General features: G+C 45.5%; 23 protein-coding genes. 21 read left to right on the top strand and 2 right to left on the bottom strand.

The annotated features are described in order from the left end of the window. Positions 1-28: 28 nt before the first annotated feature. From fabZ to Q9R23_RS07435, 5 genes are all read left to right on the top strand, one after another. The gene (gene fabZ / locus Q9R23_RS07455) at positions 29-451 is read left to right on the top strand and encodes a 3-hydroxyacyl-ACP dehydratase FabZ (RefSeq protein WP_029342716.1); all 423 of its coding nucleotides are present in this window, start codon (positions 29-31) and stop codon (positions 449-451) included. Positions 452-458: 7 nt separating this feature from the next. Next, entirely contained in the window at positions 459-881 is a 423-nt protein-coding gene (locus Q9R23_RS07450) for a hypothetical protein (protein ID WP_035410579.1), read from the top strand. Positions 882-977: 96 nt separating this feature from the next. Then, positions 978-1,292 carry a four-helix bundle copper-binding protein gene (locus Q9R23_RS07445; RefSeq protein WP_311246743.1) on the top strand — a complete coding sequence of 105 codons (315 nt, stop codon included), beginning with the start codon at positions 978-980 and terminating at the stop codon, positions 1,290-1,292. A 354-nt stretch (positions 1,293-1,646) separates the two neighbouring features. Continuing rightward, positions 1,647-3,233, top strand: coding sequence for an SdrD B-like domain-containing protein (locus Q9R23_RS07440; protein ID WP_311246742.1), 1,587 nt, complete (start codon positions 1,647-1,649; stop codon positions 3,231-3,233). A 114-nt stretch (positions 3,234-3,347) separates the two neighbouring features. Beyond that, entirely contained in the window at positions 3,348-3,773 is a 426-nt protein-coding gene (locus Q9R23_RS07435; protein ID WP_311246741.1) for a helix-turn-helix domain-containing protein, read from the top strand. Between the two features lie 67 nt (positions 3,774-3,840). Here Q9R23_RS07435 and Q9R23_RS07430 read toward each other — a convergent pair whose 3' ends face one another. Continuing rightward, the gene (locus Q9R23_RS07430; RefSeq protein ID WP_251137776.1) at positions 3,841-4,092 is read right to left on the bottom strand and encodes a hypothetical protein; all 252 of its coding nucleotides are present in this window, start codon (positions 4,090-4,092) and stop codon (positions 3,841-3,843) included. Between the two features lie 111 nt (positions 4,093-4,203). Here Q9R23_RS07430 and Q9R23_RS07425 point away from each other — a divergent pair, with 111 nt between their 5' ends. From Q9R23_RS07425 to Q9R23_RS07370, 12 genes are all read left to right on the top strand, one after another. Then, positions 4,204-5,445, top strand: coding sequence for a UDP-glucose dehydrogenase family protein (locus Q9R23_RS07425; protein WP_311246740.1), 1,242 nt, complete (start codon positions 4,204-4,206; stop codon positions 5,443-5,445). A 63-nt stretch (positions 5,446-5,508) separates the two neighbouring features. Then, positions 5,509-5,919 carry a hypothetical protein gene (locus Q9R23_RS07420; protein WP_056064263.1) on the top strand — a complete coding sequence of 137 codons (411 nt, stop codon included), beginning with the start codon at positions 5,509-5,511 and terminating at the stop codon, positions 5,917-5,919. 497 nt (positions 5,920-6,416) lie between these two features. Beyond that, positions 6,417-9,761 (top strand): hypothetical protein, encoded by a 3,345-nt coding sequence (locus Q9R23_RS07415; protein ID WP_311246739.1) that lies wholly within the window; start codon positions 6,417-6,419, stop codon positions 9,759-9,761. A gap of 202 nt (positions 9,762-9,963) precedes the next feature. Continuing rightward, complete coding sequence (locus tag Q9R23_RS07410) at positions 9,964-12,642, top strand: glycoside hydrolase family 70 protein (protein WP_311246738.1); 2,679 nt, start codon at positions 9,964-9,966, stop codon at positions 12,640-12,642. A gap of 126 nt (positions 12,643-12,768) precedes the next feature. After that, positions 12,769-14,343, top strand: coding sequence for a S8 family peptidase (locus tag Q9R23_RS07405; RefSeq protein WP_311246737.1), 1,575 nt, complete (start codon positions 12,769-12,771; stop codon positions 14,341-14,343). A gap of 136 nt (positions 14,344-14,479) precedes the next feature. Beyond that, positions 14,480-16,039, top strand: coding sequence for a S8 family peptidase (locus Q9R23_RS07400; RefSeq protein ID WP_311246736.1), 1,560 nt, complete (start codon positions 14,480-14,482; stop codon positions 16,037-16,039). Positions 16,040-16,056: 17 nt separating this feature from the next. Then, on the top strand, positions 16,057-16,740 hold the full coding sequence (locus Q9R23_RS07395) for a hypothetical protein (RefSeq protein ID WP_311246735.1): 684 nt from the start codon (positions 16,057-16,059) through the stop codon (positions 16,738-16,740). Positions 16,741-16,784: 44 nt separating this feature from the next. Continuing rightward, complete coding sequence (locus Q9R23_RS07390) at positions 16,785-17,483, top strand: hypothetical protein (protein ID WP_311246734.1); 699 nt, start codon at positions 16,785-16,787, stop codon at positions 17,481-17,483. A gap of 30 nt (positions 17,484-17,513) precedes the next feature. Next, on the top strand, positions 17,514-18,212 hold the full coding sequence (locus tag Q9R23_RS07385; RefSeq protein WP_311246733.1) for a hypothetical protein: 699 nt from the start codon (positions 17,514-17,516) through the stop codon (positions 18,210-18,212). 30 nt (positions 18,213-18,242) lie between these two features. Continuing rightward, entirely contained in the window at positions 18,243-18,935 is a 693-nt protein-coding gene (locus Q9R23_RS07380; RefSeq protein WP_311246732.1) for a hypothetical protein, read from the top strand. Positions 18,936-18,951: 16 nt separating this feature from the next. Continuing rightward, entirely contained in the window at positions 18,952-19,638 is a 687-nt protein-coding gene (locus Q9R23_RS07375) for a hypothetical protein (RefSeq protein WP_311246731.1), read from the top strand. Positions 19,639-19,792: 154 nt separating this feature from the next. Then, positions 19,793-20,719, top strand: a complete 927-nt coding sequence (locus Q9R23_RS07370) for an LCP family glycopolymer transferase (RefSeq protein ID WP_311246730.1) — start codon at positions 19,793-19,795, stop codon at positions 20,717-20,719. A 39-nt stretch (positions 20,720-20,758) separates the two neighbouring features. Here Q9R23_RS07370 and Q9R23_RS07365 read toward each other — a convergent pair whose 3' ends face one another. Continuing rightward, a complete protein-coding gene (locus Q9R23_RS07365) occupies positions 20,759-21,910 on the bottom strand; it encodes a hypothetical protein (RefSeq protein ID WP_311246729.1) in 1,152 nt (383 codons plus the stop codon). A gap of 196 nt (positions 21,911-22,106) precedes the next feature. Between Q9R23_RS07365 and Q9R23_RS07360 the strand changes: the two genes are divergently transcribed. The 4 genes from Q9R23_RS07360 to galU all read left to right on the top strand — a co-directional run bounded on the left by Q9R23_RS07360 (position 22,107) and on the right by galU (position 25,384). Then, positions 22,107-22,838: a YveK family protein gene (locus Q9R23_RS07360; RefSeq protein ID WP_311246728.1), complete on the top strand. Its 732-nt coding sequence runs from the start codon at positions 22,107-22,109 to the stop codon at positions 22,836-22,838. Further along, positions 22,831-23,526 (top strand): CpsD/CapB family tyrosine-protein kinase, encoded by a 696-nt coding sequence (locus tag Q9R23_RS07355; protein ID WP_174316649.1) that lies wholly within the window; start codon positions 22,831-22,833, stop codon positions 23,524-23,526. Before Q9R23_RS07360 ends, Q9R23_RS07355 begins: the two co-directional genes overlap by 8 nt. Before the next feature lie 11 nt (positions 23,527-23,537). Further along, positions 23,538-24,302, top strand: a complete 765-nt coding sequence (locus tag Q9R23_RS07350) for a tyrosine-protein phosphatase (protein WP_311246727.1) — start codon at positions 23,538-23,540, stop codon at positions 24,300-24,302. A 188-nt stretch (positions 24,303-24,490) separates the two neighbouring features. Continuing rightward, positions 24,491-25,384, top strand: a complete 894-nt coding sequence (galU, locus tag Q9R23_RS07345; protein WP_311246792.1) for a UTP--glucose-1-phosphate uridylyltransferase GalU — start codon at positions 24,491-24,493, stop codon at positions 25,382-25,384. Positions 25,385-25,424: the final 40 nt, after the last annotated feature.

Genomic DNA, 25,424 nt, shown 5'->3' with positions numbered 1-25,424 from the left:
TTTTAATCAGTGATGGGAGCTGTCGAATATGTATACAATCGAACAAATCAAGGAAGTCATTCCGCACCGGTATCCGTTTTTACTCGTTGACCGCATTTTAGAAGTCGAAGAGGGCAAACGTGCCGTTGGAATCAAGAACGTGACGGCGAACGAAGAATTCTTCAATGGTCATTTTCCGGAATACAATGTCATGCCTGGCGTCTTGATCGTCGAAGCACTCGCACAAGTCGGTGCCTTCGCTGTGCTGAAGATGGAAGAAAACCAAGGGAAGCTCGCCTTCTTCGCAGGAATTGAAGGATGCCGCTTCAAACGTCAAGTCGTTCCCGGGGATCAGCTCCGCCTCGAAGTCGAATTGACGAAGGTCCGTGGACCAATCGGTAAAGGTCGTGCCACAGCCACAGTCGATGGGGAAGTCGCCTGTGTCGCTGAACTGACGTTTGCTATGAAGTGAAGCCAACATGAAACGCTGGCTGATCCCTCTCGCGATTTCCTTACTTGTCATTCCGGGTTGTCAGCGCGCGGAACAAGCGAAGACCGCTTCCCCGACGGTCATCGTGGATCCCGTCAAGCGTGCCGGGCAGACCGAGAACATTTCCGCACAGGTCACGCTGACGGAAAATGACCGGATGCGTCTCGTCATCCGGACAGCGAATGATATTCGGCTCGATGACCAACAGGTCGATATCCGCCTCGATGTCGCCAATCAATCAATTCCGTTTCCGTTCGTCTCCTTCCAAGCGAAGAAGATGGGGGAAATCCGGACCTATACGTCCGATACGACGATTGAAAAAGAAGTCTTCGATGACCAGCGTCTTCCGGTCCTCATCATTGATGCAGGAGCAGGGCGTGGGATCGAGATTCCGCTTGAGATCGTTAAATAAGACAGCAGGGTGAGCATTTTGCTCCAAATGCTGTCTTATTTTTGTTTTGTTTCAAGTCATCAGGGTAATCAAAACCTATACAAAGGAGGAATCAATATGGATCACGCAATACAGCAACGACTGACGGATTGTATTCTCGCCTGTAATCATTGTTTTGATGCCTGCTTGAACGAGGAACATGTCGGACATATGTCAGATTGTATTCGACTCGACCGAGATTGTGCCGATATTTGCAACTTATTACTACAAGCGATCGCTCGAAACAGCGCAAATGTCGCGGTCCTTGCGAAGGCATGCGAAGAAATCTGTGAGGCATGTGCGACTGAATGTAGCAAACATGATCATGACCATTGCCAAGCTTGTGCGAAAGCATGTACAGAATGCGCGCAAGCATGTAGTCAGCTTGTGTAAAGAGACCGACTCAAAAAAGAATGACGCGTCTTTTCACGCCCTTTCCTCAGGAGAGACACAAGCCCGTTTTCCTGCTTCATTCAAGCAGGAAAGCGGGTCTTATTTGCCTCTGACAGCGCATAATGCGCTTTTTCCTGTAGAGCAGCGTGTGACGCGTCATTCTTTTTTTACGTGATAAGGGTGGCGGATCATCATTCTGCCACCCTTATCTTTGTAGAGGACGACATATGAGTCAGCCCTTTTTTTAATATAAAAAAATAGAATAAATTCAAGATTTTTTCTGGTTATTTTTGGCTGATTTGTTTACTATTTAGGGAGGTAATATTAAAACACGATAGGAGCATACATACCCTTATGAAAAAATTAAGCTTACTTTTGATGGCACTCGTCGTTGCATTTGGTCTGAAGTTACCGGTCTACGCGGAAACTGTCGAGTGGGATGTCACAGGAACGGGCACGGGTCCGTATACGTTAACGTTTAAGGGCGCAGGAATCGTCGATATCACGTCGGAGACAGCACTTGTCTTTGAAGAGGGCGTGACAGGAAAAGACGTCAACATCCAAGAAACACCGGTCGTGACGTTCACGGCGGAGACGGCACCTGTCGTCAAAGTCGTCTCAGCAGATGGCCAGCGGACGGTTCTCGTCCAGTTCGGTAAAGTCGTTACACCAGATGAGCCGACGACAGACGAACCGACGACAGAGACACCAAAGACGGATGAGCCAGTCACAGAAGACCCAGCGACTGACGAACCAGTCAAGGAAGAACCAACACCGGAAGAGCCTGTGAAGGAAGATCCAGTCAAAGAAGAGCCGACATCGGAAGAACCAGCGACTGAAAAACCGGAGACTGGTGATGACGCGACACCGACACCAGTCGAAACACCGACGACGGCAACGATCGAAGGAACGATCTGGTACGATGAGAACGAGGACGGGATCCGTCAAGAGAAGGAAACACGTCTCGATGATATCCGCGTCTCTTTGATGAATCGGAACGAAGATGTCATTGATGAAGCCTACACGAAGAACGGCGCATACAGCTTCAAGAATTTGAAGCCAGGAACGTATGAAGTGAAAGTCGACGGATATGATATGGGTTACTACTTCTATTCCGAGCAAAACGTCGGTGACGACCGGGCGATCGATTCCGATGTCGACGAAGACATGGGAACGAAAAAAGTCCGTCTCGTCGCAGGACAAACGGAAGTGATCGACGCTGGTCTCTACGGCGACGAAGAGCTTGACGGTATGTTCGAGCATTGGTTAGCTGTCGTCAACTTCTTGGATGCGAACGGGAACCAAAAACCGGATTACGATGAAGAAACGGTTCCTGCAACGTATACGGTGACCGATGCCATCACAGGCAAAGATGTCTATCAAGAGAAGATTTCAAAAGATGACTTGATGATGATCCAACTCGATCCAGGTACGTACACAGTCAAGACGGAAGTCGCAGAAGGCTATACGATCAAAGCGATGCATCATCTGGACATGGATGCTTTGATGGAAGATATGGATGAAGAGATGTATGAAGACTATGAGTCATTCGCCCAGCAAGCAAAAAAGATGAAATTGATGGCGCACGATGAAGAAGCCTTGACGCCAGAAGAACAAGAAATGGTGGATGAGTTGTTGAAGTACTTTGAGCGGAAATCACCGGAAGCGGGTGTGACGATCGAAGAAGGTAGCTTCGGTACGATCTTGCTCGCAGAAATTGCGAAAGTAGAACCGGTCGCGAAGCCGACGCCAAAACCAACACCAAGACCAACGTCAACAAAAACGCCAGTCAAAGCAGTCGATGCTGCGGCAAAACAGTCGACGACAACAGCAACGGGAACATTACCACAAGCTGGGGAAGACAAGCCATTCCCATACGCAGCAACAGGAGCAGGTCTTGCTGTCGTAGGTCTTTGGTTACTCGTTCGTCGTGGAGCTTAATCATTACAGGGGGACCTTCTACAAGGAGGTCTTTTTTTTGATGTGTGTATTCTTTGACACACACGCACACATGTGTGTATAGTAAAGGTACTACTAAAGGAAAGAGGGATGACGATGTTAACGACAAGACAGATTAGTGAATTGTTGCGCGTCTCAGAAGAAACGGTCCGTCGCTGGATCCGGACAGGTGAATTACATGCCGAACAGGACGGAAAAGGGTATCTCGTCGATGAGTTGGCACTGAAACGTCTCGTTGATCAGAAGTCACAAATTCCAGGTACGGCGATGAATAAGATTCTCCCACTCATCCAAGACATGTTCGGACCGGAAGCAGCGCAGTTCGCAAAATCGAACCTGTTCGATCCACTCCGTCAATCGATGGAACAGGCACCATCGAAACCGGAAGCGTCGACAGAGTCACTCGCAGAAGAACTCGATCGCCTGAAACGGAAAAAACGTCGTCTTGAACTCGAGCATGAACTGAAGTTACTAGAGATTGAAGAAAAAATCGCAGCGATTGAACGGAAAGCCCAGTCGTAAAGACAAAAGTGATGTCCCCGATATAGGAGACATCGCTTTTTTCGTTTTGCTACAAGAAAAACCCACTTCACGAGGCGGAAGGGGTTTTGTCGTTTGCGTGTTTCTTTTTACGTTTCCAGTACCAGTAGGCAAGTCCCAGTCCAATCGGGATTGCGACCAGGTACGGATTGGCTTCGATGAAGCCGATCATCTCAAAGAGCGCGAACCATCCACTGAGTAAACCGAGGATGAGTAAAATCGTCCGTAGTGCTTCGGGAAGCTTGCGGATCCGATACGCAATGAGACAGACGAGGCAAAAGATAATGATAGCCACGAGCATTCCTCCCATTCCCGTAATCCAGTATAGCGTATTCGGAAAGCTTTTTCGATGCACAAATCTTCTGCTCTCCCGTATAGTGGAGACAGAGAAACTATCGAAGGACGTGATGGAATGCAACTGACAGTGATTGGAACAGGATATGTCGGTCTTGTGACGGCCATTGGACTGGCTGAAAATGGACATAACGTGACATGTGTCGACTTGAACGCTGATCGGATGGCCCAACTAACACGAGGAATCCCACCGATTAAGGAAGAGGGAATCGAAGAAGCGTTAATCGCAAATCAACAACGAATGACGTTCACGACGGAATATCCAGTCGCAAAGACATATCTTGTCGCTGTCGGAACACCAGAGAAAGCGGACGGCAGTTGCGACTTATCGGCGGTAGAAGCTGTTGCCGCCCATATTGAACGAATCGCGCCAAGTGCGGCTGTCGTCATTAAATCGACAGTGCCACCTGGTACGACGATGCAACTGGCGATGCAGTATCCAACGTTACGCTTTGCAATGGTGCCTGAATTTTTACGGGAGGGTACAGCACTCGCTGATATGCGACATCCTCACCGTGTGGTCATTGGAACGAATGATGAAGACTTATCAAACGAGCTTGCGACACTATTTGCGACGACCGCTCCTCTTGTCGCAGTCGATCCGACGACGGCAGAGTTGACGAAGTATGCAGCGAATAGTTTTTTAGCAGTGAAAATCAGTTTTATCAATGAAATCGCGCGACTAGCAGATGCAGTTGGTGCTGATGTCTCTGATGTCGCAAAAGGCATCGGTCTTGATCCGCGGATTGGCTCCTCGTTCTTACGAGCTGGAGCTGGATATGGCGGCTCCTGTTTCCCGAAAGACATCGCAGCACTCACGACGCTCGCTCGTCAGCATGATCAGCAACTTCACGTCATCGAAGCAGCTGATAAGACGAATGAAGCACAACTGGACTATGTGTTACAAAAAATCCAACCGCGGACAGGAATGCGCGTGGCGCTACTCGGTCTCGCCTTTAAACCAGGAACGGATGACTTACGTGATGCGCCGGCATTACGACTAGCGACACGTCTTGAGCAATTCGGCGTCATCGTAACCGGATATGACCCTGTTGCGCGGACGCTACTCGATCAAAAGCAAACGGTCGAAGAGGCGTTACAGGACGCAGATGTTGCCGTCATCATGACGGAGTGGGAAGAACTCCGTCTTATCACACCAGAGCAGTTCATTCGTCAGATGCGTCAGCCACGTGTCGTCGATGGACGTAACTGTTGGTCGTTTATGGATCATCCGGGTGGTGTTCAATACGAAAGTATTGGACGCCCTTCTAAATCATTTTCGAACAATCGTACCATTTGACCTGTCATGATAGGTGAGACCCACGCGGACTCACCTATTTTTTTGATGAAAAGGAGCAGACGAATGGTCATTGATTATTTCGCAGTCTTACCGAGTGGTAAAAAAGGAGCGCTAGAGCCGCACTGTCTGACGCAAGGCACCTGGTATCAGCGTATCAATGAGGAGTTGTTCCGGGCAATTCATTACGGGGCGGGCATCATCCGGATACGAGACAAGGGAGCGGAGCTGCGGATTCCGATTGAGTTTGGGTTCGGTTATGTCCTCCAGTACTTGCGCCAGTTTACGGAAGCCGAGCGACAGGACGGACGAAAGCGTCATGTCTTGCAACGTCAACTTGATTGGATTGGTCGTGGATTACCGATTGAACTCAAACGACGTGGATCAAAAATCGAGATGTGGGCCGATGATGTACATCGTCTACATCGTGAATCATTTCTTCGAGCGATCGAAAAAGCGGATCATTTCATTTCATGAAACCAAACTTTATTTTAATAAAACGAAAACAAGACAAAAATTTAATGTAATGTAAGCGTTTTCTTTAAGGAGGTAAATCCAAAAATTAATTTCCATGTACAGCCTATATAAATATATTTTACCTTACTACTATTCACCTATTTTTTACAAAAAATCTATTGTGGCGTCTTTCCTAGTTTTGTATATTTGACGTGTAGCATTCTTACCGATTCTCAAAAACGAAATGGTGGAATGCACGAATCTACAATAAAAATGGCTTTTTGAAGCGATTTTGGCAGTGTCTTTAGTTCATCCCAATCGGATACATATGAATCACGGATAGATCGTCTTGATGATAGACGAATGATCGCACGTGAAACAGAACGTACTCCTCCTAAGACGACTAAAGAATTTTTTGACTGCTCTAAAGTAAAATATTTCTATATTTTACTTATATTGTAGATTTAAAATTGGGATTTTCGCTTTTGATTTGTTAGAAAAGAGGAGGAATAGTAAACATGGGTTATTCGAAGAAAACGAACAAATTGTACGCTGCTGCAGCTGCGCTTGCAGTCACGGCGTCTGTCGTAGCTCCGGTTGCTGCTGATGCAGCATCGAAGGTCTCGGTTAAATACATCTCTCCAATCTTGATGAAACATGCAGGTGGTTCGAAATACGCAGTCAAGAAATTGACGCTTCCGACGAAAGTCAAAGTCAAACTTTCAAACGGTAAGTATGAGATGCGCTCAGTCAAGTGGAGCGGTTCTGTCAAATTCGAAAAGAAATACATCAACAAATACCAAGTTCTCTACGGTAAGGTAGCCGGTACGACGAAAAAAGCAGTTCTTAAAGTCGAACTTCAAAACTACGTCGTAGATATCATCGAACCAGTCCTAGAACCAGTTGCTGTTGGCGGAAAAGTTCAATTGCCAAGCACAATCAACGTTCAATACAAATCAGGTATCATCGTCAAGCGCCTAATTAGCAAGTTCAACCTCAAAACTCCATCGACTTCAAAAGCAGGCAAATATAAATTAGCTTACACGTATAAAGGTGCTAACTCTGTCGTAACAGGTTACATCAACTACGAAGTTAAGGCAGCAAACATCTCGAACGTCATGGGAAGCGTTGATGATCAGAAGCTTTCAGTCAAAGCAGACGTTATGTACCCAGCAGTGGGCGCGAAGGCAGAACTCTTGATCTACCCAGGCAAAAACATGTCATCTACACCAATCGTAGCAAAAGGAACGCTCTCGAAAGGGAAGTTCATGGCATCGCAAGGTGGTATTCCAGAAGGAACACACAGCTATGTCGTCAAAGTCGGCGCTGTCAAATCAGCTGCGATGGACTTCACGATTGCAAGCACAGTCCTCGCTTCAGCAAAAGCAATCGGCAAAGAGAGAGTCGAAGTTTCATTCTCGCGTGCCGTTGACTCTGTCACAGCAGACAACTTCAAAATCGCAGGTGCGACAGTTAAATCCGCGACACTTAGCCCAGACAAGAAGTCAGCAGTTCTTGAAGTGGAAGGACTCGAGTATGGCAAAGACTACTCAGTTGACGCGAAAGGGATCATGGTCGGTGGCGTTGCGAAAGACCTCGGTTCACTCAGCTTCATGACGCAAAGCGTCGAAAACATCTGGATGCTTGAAGTGACTCCAAAAGCTTTTTCGATCCTCGCGAACGGATCAGACAACACGGAAGTCACATTCCAGTTGAAAAACAAAGCGACAGGTGAAGTCGACACGAAAGCGGACGATATCGTCTTAAAATTGTCGACATCGTTCGGTTCACTCGCGAAAGAACGCGTCACGATTCAAGACGGTAAAGCGACTGTTCTTTTGACGTCTGAGTTCAGCAACACAGACATCGAAGCAACAATCGACGCGCAAATCATCGAGACGGTCAATGGCGAGTACAAAGACCTGATCGGTAAAATCGATGGACAAGCGAAAGTCAAATTCAGCACGGTCATGGTTACGCCAGCACCAGTTGAATTGATCAACGTTCTTGCAGCAGAATCGAATCAAGCAGATCGTGTGACGATCTTCCTCGATAAAGCTGTCTCACGTGATCTTCTCTTGAAATCGTTCGGTCTCGATAAGAAGTTACCGACTGTTGACGAGAGCGAATACCTCGCAAACGACAACATCCAAATCGAGCAGTTCGATGGTTCGAAACGCGTCATCGGTATCAAATCGATTCCTTCGAATCCAAAGGCATTCGAATTGATTCTTGATAAAGAAACACCACTCCAAGACAACGCGACTGTTAAAGTGCTTGCGAAAATCACAAGCAGCACGGATACAGAAGTGAAGTCAAAAGCAAGCTTCAAGTTGACGGATGCACGTCAGCCGGAAGTCACTTCGGTCAAACCAGTCGGTCTGAACCAACTTGAAGTGAAATTCTCTGAAGCAATTGCGGACGCGAAGTTCAAAATCGATGGTCAATACGGCGAGAAGTACTTCAAAGTCGAATACCTCGGATTTGATAACAAAACTGGCGTTGATCGCCGCGACACAGTCATCATCACATTGAACGATGAGCAGATGTTGATGGGTGCGAAAGCAAAAGAAGCTTACCCAGGACCGAAGAAAGGCTACTTCACGCCTGGTAAACACTCACTCCAGATCTGGAATGCGATGGACTTCGCAGCACTTTCGGATGAGTCGAACATCGGAACAACACAAAACCTCGACTTCACAGTCGCTGCTGACACAGTGAAACCGACTGCAGCAGTTGTTGTTGAGTCACCAGAGCAATTCCGTATCATGTTCAGCAAACAGCTGAAAGGTCTTGACCTTGACGCAGTCAAAGCATTGTTGGCTTCAGGCAAGCTCAAGTTCGAAAGCTATAACGCTGGAACGAAAATGTACGAAGATTACAGCCAGTATGTTGATGTGACATACTACAACGATGAAACAGGCGAAGTTCTCGTCGAACTCAAAAAAGACTGGACGGATATCTACGATACAGTCAACACGAAAGAGAACTACTACAACGGTAAGTTCAAAATCACGCTCGCGAAAGATGCTGTCAAAGCAGAAGCGAACGGCGAGAAGAACGATGCGTTGACACTTGACCTCAACTACTCTGGTTCACCGCTTAACTCTCCAGATCTGAAGAGTGCGGAAATCACTGCGATCGACCGTGTCCTCCTCTCGAATGACTTTAACGTCATGATGAGCGAACCGGTCAAATTGAAAGGTCTTGACCAGTACGATACGCCGTTGAAAGGTAAAGATGGATTGGTTGATCTTCCTGAAACGACTGTTGAATTCATCGGTAAAGACAAAAACGGTAAGACGGTTACAATCGACGGATCAGTCGTTGGTTACACGAACAGTTCGGATTCGAACTTCCGCGTTAAAGCGAACGATAGCCTTCAGTACCTCGTCGACAAAGAAGGATACGGCGAAGAATGGAAAGTCGTCGTCAAGTCACTCTCTGACGATGTCGGTAACACAGTCGCTACAGCGACACATGACTTCAAAGTTTCGAAAACGCCAGTCGTTCCAGTGGCTTCGCCATTCGAAATCGTTAAAGTCACGGCAAACGCAAAAGATGAAAAAGACGTTATCCGTATTAAGTTCACAGAAGGTGTTCAATACACTGGAATGTACGATGCGACGAACACTGCTCAGTACACGTTGAACGGAAAAAATCTCCCGGTCGGCACAAGCATCTCGCTTGCTGATTCGGATGATGATATCACGAACGGTCTCGACATCGTTAAGATCAAAGTTCCAGCTGGAACGCTCAAAACATTGTCGAACGTCATCACGGTCAACAAAGAGCTTCAGTCTTATGACAACTCTGTCTTGACTGGTGGTTACGAGAAAGCAGTTCTTCTTGGACTGAACTAAGTAATGCGAACCTCTTCCTACTTCGGTAGGAGGAGGTTTTTTCGAAGTGAAAGCGCAATCGATTGCATTTTAAAAAATCTATTTACTTATTTTGAAAAAACGGGCGTATATTCATCATCATAAAATGTTAAATTATGTGATGTTATTTGGAAATTCAGGTGTAAATATTTAAAAACATACAGAGTTAAGGGAGATTTAATCCATGAGCAAAACAAAAAAAGTATCTGCTGGATTGTTAGCAGCCGTCGTTGCAACAAGTGGGCTCACGTATGCACCAGAACGTGCGCAAGCATTCACAGCAGGTGAAAAACTCGACAACCGTGTCATTTTCCAAAGCTTTAGCCTTTTCCAACCGTATGAAAGTAACATGTACCGGACGCTTGCGAAAAAAGGAGATTTACTGAACGCGTGGGGCGTGACAGATGTCTGGCTTCCACCAGCGTATCGTTCATTTGATATGGCTCGTTATTTAGAAGGATATGCGATTGCCGATCGATATGATCTCGGTGAATTCCCGCAAGGACCGGGTGGTACGATTCCGACGAAGTACGGAAAAGCCTCACAACTCGAGATGATGGTCGATATGTTGCATGACGATCACATCAAAGTCCAAATGGATCTCGTACCGAACCAAATGCTTGGTCTAAGTCAACGGGAAGCAGTTTACGTTCGTCGTGCGACGGGTTCAGGTAAACCGTTCGCGAATCCATTCACAGGTGGCGAAACGACGAAAACCCTTGCGAGTCCTTACCTCGCTTATACAAAAGGTGGCGGTATGGGACAAGCGAAATACGGCTACATCAAAGAATGGAACAAATCATATCTCAACGGAACCTCTCTTCAAGGGCAGGGACTTGGACGGATCATGACGGACCAAGACGGGAAAGCATACCGTTTCTTTGGTGTCGATCACGCAGATAACTACTTGCCAGAATGGTTGCTTGAAGCGGCAAAAACGGGAAACATCAACACGGTCGATTCGTATCTCGCGACAGATGGCTGGTATGAAGTATCAGAGGGCAACTGGAAACCGATGTTGACGCAATATACAAAAGACGCAGGCTATCTGCCGTTCATGCTGAAGAATGGCTTTGCATCAAAAGAAGATTTGTTGACGTCTAGTGAAGATAAGAAAATTGCGGAATTAACAAAACAATACATGAGTACAAAAGCGGAGTACGGGTATGGTTCAGAAGAACGTTCGTTCCAAAACGATAACTCTGGAATCGATACAGAAGATCAGTTCCTCTTCGTCGACGAAAAGGGCATGCCGACGCAGACGATCAACAACACGATGGCAAGAAATGGTGAATTTCTAGTGGGTGTTGACCTCGCGAACTCGAACCCGGAAGTCATCAAGGAACAGAAAAACTGGATGAAGTGGATGCTTGAAACGTATAAGTTCGACGGATTCCGAATCGATGCGGCGTCGCACTATGATAAAGCGATTCTAAAAGCAGAAGCAGAGATCTCGAAAGCGCATTTCGGAAAACAAGATTACTTGAGCTATATCGAAAGCTATAAAGCGTCTCAACGTTCGTACATGAAGGCAAACAATAACGAACAACTCGTCATGGACTCTGATTTGTACTTCACATTACGTTCAGCGCTAAAAGCTTCGCAAAAACGTCCACTTCGTGATCTTGCGAAACTCTCAGTCGTAGACCGTGAAGGGTATGGAGCGACAGACGTTCAACCGAACTGGTCGTTCGTCAATAACCATGACCAAGAGAAAAACCGTGTCAACCAAATCATGCTCGATATGTTCGGCATCAAGGCTGGTGCTCAGTACAGTAAAACGGATCAGCCGAAGTCGTTTGAGAAGCTGTACACGAAAGAAAAAGAGGCAGAAGCACTGGCAATCTACAACAAAGAGCTTGCTAGTCCGACGAAGAAATACTCGACGGAAAACATCGTTGCGCAATATGCATACCTCTTATCGAACAAAAACACGGTTCCGACGGTCTATTACGGTGATCTCTACCAGACCGATGCATCGTACATGTCAAAAACGACACCGTACTATGATGAGATCACGAATCTCTTAAAAGTACGTAAAAAATACGCGTACGGTAAACAGCACGTCGCGTACCACACATCGAACACGTCAAAAGAAGCGGGTAAAGACTTGATCTCAAGCGTCCGTTTCGGAAAAGACCGTAACACAGGTGTCGCGACCGTCATCGGGAAAAATGCAGGTCTAAATACGACGATTCCAGTCAACATGGGTAAAACACACGCGAACCAAGTCTTCGTCGATGCTAGTGGCGTTACGAAAACGAAACTCGTCACAGATAAGAACGGTATCTTGACGGTTCCAGTCAAAGGGATCAAAACAGCTGAAGTCAACGGTTACGTCGGCGTCTTCGTCCCACAAACAACAAAAGCACCAGTCGCAACGATCAAAGCCGGTGCAGTCTATCAAGGGAAAGCGTTGAACTTGAAAACGACGATCGCAAACTCAAAATCAGCAATCGCTTCGACTCGCTACCGTGTCCTCGATACGAAAAAAGCGACAGTTGATTCAAAAGGTCGCCTGACAGGTAAAGCAACAGGTAAGACGACGGTTGAAGCAACGGTTACGTTGAAAGACGGTTTTGTCTTGAAAACAGTCTTACCGATCGAAACAAAAGCGAACAGTGTCACGCTGAAAGCAACAAAAGCAACACTGAAGAAGAACCAGACGACACGTATCTCTTATACGTCAGCAACGGATAAAATCAAAGCCGTTCAGTATACGTCAGCAAACAAAAAAGTCGCACAAGTCTCGTCACGCGGTAACGTCAGAGGCATTAAAGCAGGCAAAACGACGATTCGTGTCACGTACACGACAGCGGGTAACTACAAAGTCGTTAAAACATTCACAGTTACAGTCAAGTAACATCAAGCGCCACTCTCAACACGAGAGTGGTGTTTTTTTTATGATTTGCGTCAATGTTTCACTATATTCCACATAATTCCATCTAATCAGGGTATTGGTAAGAAAGACCTAGAGGGAGGAACGATGATGCGCACATGGATAGCAGGGAGTCTAGCACTTGGTTTGATTTTTAGTACGGTACCGGTCAATGCGATCGAGAAAAAAGAGACGATTCGTCCTGCGACATTGGCGAAAGCGAAAGAAGTACCAGCCTTCTCGAAACAAGCGGGGAGTGCCTTAACAGGACGATTCGATTCAAAAGGATTAGCAGTCTGGTATTTTGACGCGAAGGATTTTGTCGCGAAAGGTACACACTTCGAGTTCGAGCTTGATTACAACACGTACGGGACGATGTTCGCGAGCAAAGCGGACGCTGAAGCGGGACGGGTCTACAATCGCTATTACCAAGTCACGGATGATACGCTCTACTTCCCGCTCAGTTGGAGTGGACGACAGTACTTAGTGCTCGAAGGGTACCCGGGCGACCGCTACTCCGTTCCTGCCTATATCTCACGTTACGAACCCATCGAGGAATCGATGACGGCAGCCGTTCAATCGGTCAAACCGGCACTGCTCGTGCAGACGCGCCCTGGTGCGATGCGAGCGCAAGCCTTCGGCGCCTTAAAAGTAGAGTCGGTCGCGTCAGAGCTTCGAATCGAGCGACTCGTCTATGCTTCCTATGCGGAAGCGAAAGCAGCGCAACAGAAATTCGAACGCTCATCAGCTGTCGCGTTCGCGGAGTTCGATGCACCAATTCAAGCATTCGGAGTCGATGCCTATCAGAAATATCAATGGTCGCTGCAGAATACGGGGCAAAAGAAAGGTCTCAAAGGGGCGGATATCGGTTTCGTCGCCATGCAAAAACGGATCAAAGGTAAAAAGTTATCTGCAACCAAAGTCGCAGTCCTTGATTCTGGTATCAATCCGAGTTACGCCGACTTCGCAGGGAAAGTCCGCATGGATCTTGGCTATGATTTCATCAATGGCGATAAGAGCGCCTGGGATGATAACGGACATGGTTCACATGTGGCGGGAATCATTGCGGCGGGTGGAAATAACACATATGGGATGACTGGCATCAATCCGATGGCGACGTTGATTCCGATTAAGGTCCTCGATGACTCAGGCGCTGGTTCAGTGTCAGGACTCGTCAAAGGCATTCAGCATGCGACGAAACAAGGTGCCCGAGTCATCAACATGAGTCTCGGCGGTAGTTCTTCTTCGAAATCGATCGAGTCGGCATTAGCAGCGGCGGTCAAGAAGAATATCCTGATCGTTGCAGCTTCCGGGAACGAAGGACGTGGAACGATTGCTTATCCGGCTCGTTCGAAATATGTCTTGTCGGTCGGGGCGACAGGACGAAAAGATACGAAAGCCTCGTTCTCGAACTACGGGACGGGACTCGACCTTGTCGCACCGGGTGTCTCGATTCCAAGCTACCTCGCAGATGGGGAGTTGCTGTACGGTAGCGGAACCTCGATGGCGACGCCACACGTCGCTGGTGTCGCGAGTCTCTTGATCAGTTTAAAGCCGTCTTTGAAGGCAAGCAGTGTCGAAAGCATCCTCAAGAAATCGGCAAAAGATCTTGGGAAAAAAGGCTATGATACGAGCTATGGTGCTGGTCGGTTGAACGCCGATAGCGCCGTCAAACTGATTCCTTAAATCATTAAAGAGGTCCTGTGCTGACAGGGCTTCTTTTTTCGGTCCATTCATTGATTGATGGAGGTGAAAAGAACTAGAAAAATCAATTTTTTCCATTATAATGAAAAAGGATACATGAATGAAGGAGTGAAATCATATGAAAAAGATCATCGTCAGCGCTCTTCTCGTGAGTGCGTTTAGTACATATACGTTGGATACGACAGAAGCGGCGACAACGGCTAAAAAAGTGCCAGCCATCGAAGCAAAAACGAAAAAAGGCTATATCAAAGGAAAGTTCGATGCAAGTGGGAAAGCGTTGTTCTATTTCGATACCAAAACCTATCTTGCCGGTGGAACACACTTGAAGTTCGCCTTCGATGCTTCAAAGAAAGCGACCGTCTATACGTCGCAGACGGAGTACAAACAAAAAGACCCGTATGCGCGGTATGCGAACAGTAAAAAGACACTCTTTTTCCCACTGACGTGGAGTGGGCGACAATACATCGAAGTGACGGGAGCGAAGAATAAGGCGTTCACGATTCCCTATAAACTCGAACGGCTCGAACCAATCCGGGAATACGCAACCAAATCAACGGCAACCGGACAAGCGACGAGTCTCGTCGTCCGTCTAAACGGCGCGACGAAAGCGAGTACGTTATCACAGACGTCGCGCGCCGCTCATCATGAAACGATCGACAGTACGCTACGACTCGAGAAGTTCTCCTACAACAGCTTCATTCAAGCCGTAGCAGCCAAACGCCAACTTGAACAAACGAAGGGCGTTCGGTACGTCGAACTCGATCAACCGATGAGGTTACTCAGTACCGATCCCTTCCAGTCCGTCCAGTGGGCATTAAAAAACACCGGACAGCGTGGAGGCGTTAAGGGAGCGGACATCGGTTATCACGCGATGGTCAAGCGGATCGCCAACAAATCACGTTCGACCGTTCGCGTGGCGGTCGTCGACACGGGCATCAATCCGACCTATGCGGATTTCGCTGGACGCGTCCGGATGGATCTCGGCTACGATTTTGTTCATAAACGTCAGCTCGCTTATGACGATCACGGTCACGGGACACATGTTGCCGGTGTGATTGCCGCAGCATCAAACAATGGTTACGGGATGACGGGGATCAACGACCGGGCGAGCATCATTCCGATTAAAGTCATCTCGCGCAATAACTATGCGTCGAACTCGAATATCGCCAAAGGCATCCTGTTCGCTGTGAAACAAAAGGCGAAAGTCATCAACTTGAGTCTTGGTGGTGGCGGTGTTTCCCTCGCGATTGAAGATGCCTTGGCGGAAGCGCGCAAGAAAGGGATCTTCGTCGCGGCGGCGACCGGAAACGAAGGGGCGTCGAAACTGTCCTATCCGGCACGATCGAAATATGCCTTTTCGGTCGGGGCGACAAACCGATCGGATAAACGGGCTTCGTTCTCGAACTATGGTGAGGGGCTTGATCTCGTCGCACCGGGGCAAGACATCGCGAGTTACCTACAAGACGGCGAGTCGATCTTCTGGAGTGGCACGTCGATGGCGACACCGCATGTCGCAGGCGTCGCGAGTGTCCTCTATAGCTTGAAGCCGAGCATCAAGGTGACGGACGTCGAATCGATCCTCCGCAAGTCAGCGAAGGACCTCGGCAAAAAAGGTCGTGACACGACGTACGGATACGGTCGCTTGAATGCCGATCGTGCCGTTCAGCTCGTGAAATAAGGAAAGTAGGTGAAACGATGAAACGTATTCTATGTGTCTTCCTCATCGGTGTCCTCTGTTTCAGTGGGACACTCGAAGGACAAGCAGCGTCAAAAGAAGCACTGCAAATCAAGCAAGCGTACAAAACACTCAAATTCGGCATGACGCTGACGGAAGTCGCGAAGACGATGTACGGAAAAGAGTACCGAAAGTACATCAAGAAAAAAGATGGGAGAGTCGTCTTTACGAAAAAACCGGGCACGACCGGTAACGAACAAGGTTATCGGTCCCTCGGATACGTACTGGATCGTCCCTCTAAAAACCTTCCAACCACAACACTTCTTGAATTTAGTACGAAACAGTATCAGAAGACATATTACCTGACACAAAAAGCGCTGTACTACCAAGGTGATACGGAGAATGGGTTGTATGAAAATAGCCGGACACTCATGAAGCCGGCGTCATTACGCCACGGGATGACGGAGAAACAACTCGACCAACTGGTGTCCGGCAAAAAGCTTGGACAGGTGTCAATGTATTGGAGTTGGAACGTTTCGTACGTCATCAAAAAAAGTCCGATGAAAACGGGACGCTATAAGATTTATCAATTCCATCGATCGCATTCGAAAAAGATGCAGGTCGTCGCCTTGTGCTATAACAAGCAGAAAAAGCGATATGAGGTTGATACAGAAATCGGGATTTCATTGAAATACGAAAAATGAATAAGGATGATTCATGGAGTCATCGAGGAGAGTAGGAAACAGATATGAAACGCATTATGATATTGTCACTTTGTTTGGTATTACTGCTTGGTTTGTTTGTTCCAGGAACAGTATTCGCAGCAACGAAAACAGAAGCCCTTGCAACGAAACGATATAAAGGCTTAAAGACAGGGATGACAGTCGAACAAGTAGCAAAAATACTTTACGGTAAATCGTACAAGCAACAACTCAAGACAAGAAAAGGCTCGACCGTCTTGAAACTGCCGATCAACGTCGAAGATAACAGTGACGGGCACAAGCAATTGATCCAAACGATGGAAGACGAAACCAAACAATCTTCGCCGGTCCGATTGATGTTGCAGTTCATGACGAAGCAAAAGAGTACAAGTTATCGATTAACGACGAAAGTATTGTTCATCGAGCGAAAAACTCAGACGACTTACCGAGAGAGTACACGGACGCTCGTCAAAGGTGCGACACTCAAGAAGGGGATGACCGAAAAACAGCTGGATGCGAAATTGACGGGAAAAGGTCTTGGTAACTGGACGATGCTCGGTCGATTCGATACGACGAGCGCGTATACGAAAGCAGAGCAAAAAAATGGCTATTCTGTAGACTTTCAAGTGAAACAGTACGTCTTTAAAGTGATGAATAACAAATGGAAATATGTCGAGTTGATGTATGACGAACAAGCGAAAATTTACAAGATTAGTGATATGCGGACGATTAAGACAAAAGACTAAAGCAAGTACAACAGAAAGTGAGTGAAATGGATGCAGAAGTGGATCAAGTCGAGTCTCATTTGTCTGATGGCAATCGTATTGCTTGGCAGTGGAACGGTCTCGGCAGCAACGAAAGCAGAAACGCTTGCGACGTCACAGTACAAGGGCTTGAAAAATGGAATGACGATGCAACAAGTGGCGCAAGTTCTGTATGGCAAGTCGTATCAGAAACACTTTAAGAAAAGAAACGGATCGACTGTTCTTAAACTTCCAATCAACTTCGAAGGGGATGAAGAAGGACATAAGCAATTAATCCACGTCCTCTCCGATTCGACAACAACACATCCCCCGACTGAACTAGTCTTACAATTCATGACGAAACAGAAGAGTACGAAGTATCGCTTGGTGACGAAAGGCTTGTTCATCGAACGGAAGACGAAGACAGGGTATCGCGAAAGTACACGATTGCTCGTCAAAGGTGCCACGCTTCAGAACGGGATGACGGAAAAAGAGATGGATGCGAAATTGACGGGTAAGGGTCTTGGCAACTGGACGATGCTCGGTCATATGGATACAGCGTCTGCTTATACGCTAGATGAACAAAAACGAGGATTTGCTGAAGTGTCTCGGATCAAGGAATACGTCTTTAAATCGACGACGAACAAGTGGAAACATGTCAAGTTGACGTATAACGAACAAGCGAAAACCTACGAAATCAGTGACATGCGGACGATTAAGACGAAGAACTAAAGCACGTGCAACAGAAAGTGAGTGAAATGGATGCAGAAGTGGAACGTCAAACGATGGCTTCTCATAGTACTGATCGCAATAGTTTGCCTCAATCCAGTAACGGCGGGTGCGGCAACGAAAGCTGAGACGATCGCGACAAAACAATATCGTGCTTTAAAACCGGGGATGACAGTGGAACAAGTCGCCAAAATCCTCTATGGCAAGGCGTACAAAAAGCAGTTGAAGGTGAAAAACGGTTCACAAGTCTTACGATTGAACACAGAAATCGAGATGGAGGAATGGGATCGGAACGTCCTTCTCTATGATCTTGTGAATCGAAAAGTGGAATTCCCGTCAGCAATCGGTGTCCTGATGTTCATGACAGAGACAGGTGGGACAAAGTATCGGCTGACGATGAAACAAATGGAGTTCAAGCGTGACACGGCAGCCGGATTCCGGACGAGTGATCACAAACTGATCAAGGGCGCGAAGATCAAAAACGGAATGACGGAACAACAAGTCGATCGAATATTGACAGGGAAAGGGCTCGGGGCATTTGGAACACTTGGTCACGTCGATACGACATCCGTCCTTCGAAAAAAAGAAGTCAAAGCAGGAAAAGCAACGATCATTCATACGAAATCATACGTTTTTCCGACAGCGACAAACAAATGGCAATACATCTTTTTCATCTATGACACGAAAAAGAAAACCTACGTTATTGAAAATCACGAGACATTCTAAAAAAGGGGATAGGAAGATGAAAATGACATTTACGAAAGTTACAGTAGCAACAGTAATCGCAGGAACGACTTTATTTGGAGGAGCAGCCTCTGCAGCGACGAAAGACGAAACGAAAGTCACTGACCGTTACACAGCATTAAAAGCGGGGATGACAATCGAGCAAGCAGCAAAAGTCATCTATGGAAAAGACTATAAGAAACAACTGACGAAAAAAAGTGGTTCGACGGTACTAAAGAAAAAAGCAGAGTATACAACCGTTTCACAAGGTCGAAAAACAACGGCATACACGTTCTCTGATGAAAAGAACTTCACGAATATGTCTATTTTCCAGTTCATGACGAAAAAGAACAGTTCGGTTTATCGTCTGACAGGAAAGTCGTTAGATCTGTTTCGTGTTGACAGTTACTCAGGTGCGCGTGAAAGTAAGATGAAACTGCTAAAAGGAAAGAAAATCAAGACGGGAATGACGGAGAAACAATTGGATGCAGTATTATCTGGAACTGGTCTTGGTGAGTGGACAGGAGTGGACTCTATTGACTGGACATCGATTCAATCGAAACAAGAACTGGATTATGGACTCGGAATCAAAGCGCTCTCGAAAACGTACGTATTTCCGACTTCGACAACACAACGTAAACTCGTCATTCTGAACTATGATTATGAGAAGAAAACCTATAAAGTAGCTAGTCAAACGTCACTCTAATGAACGAGAGAGCTTATCTGAACGATAGGCTCTTTTTTTCATCTTTTCCCGTTATTGACAAATCACTCTCGAATTTCGTTATACTCGGACTATAAGTTTTTTCATGCATAACCGATACTAATGAGAAGCAAAACACAGAAGGGAATGGACGCAGTTGGAACGAGTAAAGAAAAAACGTAAGGTGAAAAAACGCTGGACGCCACTGAAGATCATGCTATTGATTGCACTTGTCCTCGTCGTCGGTGTCGGTGGATTCATCGGCTATACATACTATCAAGTCGACCAGACGGTCAAAAAAATTCAGTCGCCAGTCAAGAACACGGGAGATAAAGTCGTCGAAGATCAAAAGCCGGTCTCGGTTCTATTACTCGGTGTCGATCAACGACCAGGAGAACGAGGACGCAGTGACTCAATCATGGTCATGACACTGAATCCGACACGAAATGAAAGTCGTTTGATCAGTATTCCTCGGGATACGAAGGTTGATATCGTTGGTAAGGGAACAAACGATAAGATCAATCATGCCTATTCATTCGGCGGACCAGAGATGGCAATCAAGACAGTCGAGAAATTCCTCGATATCCCGATTAACTATTACGCAGAAATCAACATGGAAGGATTCACGTCGCTAGTTGACGCAGTCGGCGGTGTAACGGTTTATAATGATTTAGACTTTACGAGTGCTGGTACACATTTTTCTGTTGGGAAAATCAATTTAACAGGAGCAGATGCTCTTAAATACACGCGGATGCGTTACGAAGATCCACGTGGTGACTTCGGTCGTCAAATGCGTCAACGTCAAGTCATCGAGCAAGTAGTAGGTAAATTATCTTCAGATGTGTCGATTAGTAACTTCAATGCGATCATGGACGTCGTCGGGAAGAACGCACAAACGAACGTTTCGTTCAAACCGATGCGGACGCTTGCCTTTGATTATATGGATGCCTTCCGTAACCAAAAGAATTTGAAGCTTGAGGGAACGGGTGGAAAAGAGAGTGATGGAATTTATTACTGGCATCCCACAGACGATTCACTAAAAGAAACACAGACAGCATTGCGCTATTCACTTGATATGGAATGATAAAAAGCACCGAATCCACGAGGATTTGGTGCTTTTCGTTTAGAACGATTGTTCAGCTAAACGAATGCGACTAACCGTACCTTCTTTTTCAAAGCGTTGCAGTCGATACGAGTTACTCGTGATGAGTCCCGTTGTTTCCGTTTCGAGTTGAAGCGGAGCAAGCGAAGCGAGTTGAGCGTTTGTGATATCTGTGTTCGTCCAATCAATTGCAACGACGCGGTCATCTTTTAAAACGAAGAAATGATCACCATAAAATACATAATCGTGTAATTCATCTTCGAATGTCCGATCAGCTGGTCCATAAAGATTATTCAACTCTGTACTTGTTTTACCGATAAGGTCAATGAGTGTACCTGTAACGAAGCTTGTATCGAGTTGATCGTTCACCCAAGTTAGGAGTGTTTCGTCAGCGAGTGGTTCACCTTCCAAACGTTTCGTTGTATCAGATGTTTTAATGAATCCTGTTAAGTCATCGGATAGTTCCACTTCTGTGATTCCGTCTTTCTTCTCAACAATTCGGTATCCGTCTCCAAAGTCAGCTTCGTAGAGTAACGTCGTCATCGATTCTTCTTGATAGATATTGCTCGAACGTGTTTTGACATACAGTACATCATCGACAGGAGAAGCAGTTTCTGTTGCTTTGAGTTTTTGTTCCTTTGCTTTCTCGACGGTAACCGGTTTTTCGACTGTTGCTTTAGGTGTCGTATCTGCCGAATGAGCGAAGTATGTCGAGTAGACGTATGTTCCACCGGCACCAAGTAAGAAGCAAAGAATCAATAGTACAATCCAGCCCCATGGAACTGGTTTTTTAGCACCAGCATGTGGAATATCCTTCTCTTTTTTACGACGTTTTGATTCGGGCTCCCGATGACTTCGTGAGAGTGTCGGAATTACTTCTTCCTCTTCATCTGGAAGCGGACCATCTTCGTCCAGCAGCGGACGGGCAACGAGCGTGCCGTAAAAATCAGCGAGAACGGGATGATGTTTTCCACTGAGAAATGCTTCCCATTCCGCCGCAGTCACCGTATCTTCTTCATAGGGAATGAGTGGCGGTTGACCTGTGATGCGAATCATCGTATCGGTCAGGGATTCCGTCGAAGCGAGACTTGAACGGATCCGTTCGTGCAGCCGAGAAATATCCTCAGCAGAGTGAGAGGTATAAAATTGTAAGGCCTGAAGCGAGCGGTGCATAAAAAATCCTCCTATGTCTGATTGCAGGAATGAATGTAAAATTGGAACAATTCATATTTTATTATACGCAATGTTTTTCAAAAAACGTATGACATTTCCTAAAAAAACATCAACCATTTCCCAAAAATTTGTTATACTAACTTTTAGTTGTGTTAGAAAACGTTGAATTAGACAAATAAAGGAGAATAATTAAACTATGAATGAAACGATTAGCTTGCAGGAATTATTTTCAATTTTACGTAAATCGTTTTGGCGTATCTTGGCATTGACGATTGTAGCAGCCTTAATTTCGTTTGCCGTCAGTAGTTTCGTAATTAAACCGACTTACCAGGCTGATACGCAAATATTAGTTACACCGAAGAAACAAGAAAACAACATCATTGATGCACAACAAGTCCAGTCATCGGTGACGCTCGTAAATACATATCGTGTCATCATTAAAAGTCCAGCGATCTTAGAAAAGGTTCAAAAAGAAGTCTCGAATGCTCCGTCAAGTGTATCTGCACTTAATAATATGATCACGGTCGAAAGTGAACAGAACTCGCAGGTCATTAACGTGTCTGTTCAAAGTAAAGATGCAGCACTCGCTTCAGACATTGCAAACTCTGTTGCAAACGTATTTAGTGAAGATATTCCGAAGTTGATGAACGTCGATAACGTCAAAGTGTTATCGGTTTCGGGTATTCCAACATCACCGGTAAGTCCGAACATCATCTTAAATACAGCGATTGCTGCAGTGGTAGGTTTCTTATTAGGTGTCGGTCTCGCCTTCTTACGTGAGGTACTCGATCGCCGAATTCGCACAGAAGAACAAGTCCAACAAATCCTTGACCTACCGGTTCTTGGTAGCATTCCAGATATCGATAGTAAAGTATTCAAATCTTCATCAAAAGCAGCCAAACGAGAGGCGGTCAAACAATATGGCTAAGAAAAGTAAAATGAATAAAGACGCACGGAAGTTGATTACGGTAACACAACCGAAATCGCCTGTAGCTGAACAATATCGGACGATTCGAACGAATATTGAATTCATGGCTGTCGATCGTGAGATTCAGGCAATTCTTGTTACATCTGCTACGCAAGGTGAGGGAAAGTCAACGACTTCATCGAATCTTGCAGTTGCTTACGCGCAACAAGGAAAAAAAGTCTTGATTATCGATACGGATATGCGTCGCCCAACGGTACACTATACGTTTAAAGTTGCGAATGGTTTAGGTCTATCGAGTCTTTTGACACGTCAAGCAGAAAAAGAAAAAGCCATTTTACCGACAAAAGTCGATAACTTATCGATTTTAACAGCAGGTCCAATTCCACCGAATCCAGCAGAGTTATTATCGTCACGCGCGATGGAGCACCTTGTATCACAACTACGAGCAGACTTTGATGTGATTATCTTTGATGCACCACCATTGCTGCAAGTGGCAGATAGTCGGATTACATCTAAGCTCACAGATGGTGTCGTACTCGTCGTCGGCTGTACGACGTCCGATCGTCAACGTGTCTTAAAAGCGAAAGAACAACTCGATCTCGCTGAGGCAAAAATCCTTGGCGTCGTCTTGAACCGTCGTGAACTGACAGATGATTCAGCATATCAATACTACTATTCTTATGAGTGAGGGACATTCACATGGTTGATATTCATTGTCATATTTTGCCGCTCGTCGATGACGGTCCGTCTAGTGTCGAGCACGCGTTACAGTTAGCAGAACAAGCTGCTGCCGAGGGGGTGTCACGGATCATCGCGACACCACATCTCTATCATCCGCAATTCGAGACAGAAGACGTCGACGTACAATTGACAGTGAATGAATTCAACGTGTTATTGAAACAACGTGATATTCCAATCACTGTCTATCCAGGACATGAGATTCGTTTGATTGGTGAGTTGATGGAAGCTATAGAAGCAGGGCAAGCGTTAACGTTGAATGAGTCGCGCTACATCTTGATTGAGTTTCCGTCGAGTGGGATTCCATCATACGCGCGCCAAGTATTCGCTGAATTGATTTCAGATGGCTACATTCCGATTGTTGCGCATCCAGAAAAGAACAAGGCAATTATTCAAAATCCGTCCCTATTATTTGAATTGATTTCGAATGGTGCGATCAGTCAAGTCACATGTGCTAGTTTAGTTGGAAAGTACGGTAAGGATGTACAGCGCTTCGCCATTGCGTTACTAGAAAATGCACAAGCACATCTCATCGCTAGTGATGCACACCATATAGAAAAGCGTCCTTTTTATTGGAAGCAATGTGAACGAGTGTTGGAAAAGAAATTAGAAGACTGGTTGATTGATGAAATTTATGAAAACAATGAAGCAGTTTTATTGAATCAGCTAATTACGATTAACCCTCCAAACCCAATTGAAAAGAATTGGAAAGGTCAATGGGTATAACATTTTTTGTTAAGGTAAGGGAAAGAGAGTGAAATAGCACTCTCTTTTTTCTGTGGTAACGCTTACATTATGAAATTATGGAAAACAATATAGAAAAACCCATCTTTTATGTGTTATCTTAATTTACATAAAGAATGGAACTTTAGTTATATATTTCATTAAAAATTATTGAATGGAGAATGATGATGATAAAAGTAAAAAAAGCTGTTATCCCGGCAGCGGGACTTGGAACACGATTTTTACCAGCTACTAAAGCGATGCCTAAAGAAATGTTACCAATAGTTGATAAACCGACTATTCAATACATTATTGAAGAAGCAATTGAGTCTGGAATTGAAGATATCTTGATTATTACAGGTAAAGGAAAACGTGCAATTGAAGATCATTTTGATTCAGTACCTGAACTTGAAGCAAATTTAATTTCAAAAAACAAATCAGAATTGCTCTATTTAGTCGAAGAAACCACAAAAATTAATATCCATTTTATTCGTCAATCAAAACCTAAAGGGTTAGGTGATGCGATTTTACAAGCAAAAGCCTTTATTGGTAACGAACCATTCGTTGTTATGTTAGGAGATGATATCGTTCAAGCTGATATCCCATGTACACGACAATTGATTGAGCAATATGAAATTACAAATAGTTCAATTATAGGTGTACAACCAGTACCTGAAAAAGATACTAATCGTTATGGCATCGTTGATCCAAGCACAAGCATTTCACCACAGTTACATAAAGTAAAATCGTTCGTTGAAAAGCCCGCTTCAGGAACTGCGCCTTCTAACTTAGCGATTTTAGGAAGATATCTTCTTACTCCAGAAATTTTTAAGTATTTAGAAACACAGAATGTTGGATCTGGTGGAGAAATTCAATTAACTGATGCTATTACGAGACTAAATGAGATGCAACGTGTATTTGCTTATGAATTCGATGGCAAAAGATATGACGTTGGAGAAAAGCTAGGATTTATTCGTACAACTCTTGAATTTGCATTAAATAGAGACGACTTAAAAGATGAAGTATACGAAATTTTATTAGATGTTATTAAAGAGTTTGAATCGGAAAGTATGACAATAAAATAAAGTAAAGTAAGGAGGAAGCTCTTTGAATAATGAAAAATTG

Source organism: Exiguobacterium sp. BRG2 (assembly GCF_031844245.1).
GTDB lineage: Bacteria > Bacillota > Bacilli > Exiguobacteriales > Exiguobacteriaceae > Exiguobacterium_A.
Note: the sequence above shows the minus strand (reverse complement) of the source record. Positions and strands in the feature narration are given on the sequence as shown.